Consider the following 305-nt stretch of genomic DNA (forward strand, 5'->3'; position numbering starts at 1 on the left):
CAGCCTAGGCCCACCATTTATACCCTTTACGGGGCTGTAGCTCAGTTGGGAGAGCGCCTGCCTTGCAAGCAGGAGGTCATCGGTTCGATCCCGTTCAGCTCCACCAAATTTCTAAAAAATACAGATTGAAAGTGTACGAGTGTCTGTGATATATTGACTTTCGTCACTTTGAAGAGAATACCTTGTCTGGTGATGATGGCGGAGGGGACACACCCGTTCCCATACCGAACACGGCCGTTAAGCCCTCCAGCGCCGATGGTACTTGCTCCGCAGGGAGCCGGGAGAGTAGGACGTTGCCAGGCAGG

General features: G+C 53.8%; 1 tRNA gene and 1 other annotated feature (1 of these 2 running past the window's edge). The gene reads left to right on the forward strand.

The features are described from left to right. Positions 1-30: 30 nt before the first annotated feature. Positions 31-106: transfer RNA gene (locus tag ACFSO0_RS05010), tRNA-Ala, on the forward strand. 79 nt (positions 107-185) lie between these two features. Further along, positions 186-305, forward strand: a sequence feature (most likely nonfunctional fraction of RNA operon); it runs 469 nt beyond the window's last position.

It is taken from the genome of Brevibacillus sp. GCM10020057, assembly GCF_042683565.1.
Taxonomy (GTDB): domain Bacteria; phylum Bacillota; class Bacilli; order Brevibacillales; family Brevibacillaceae; genus Brevibacillus.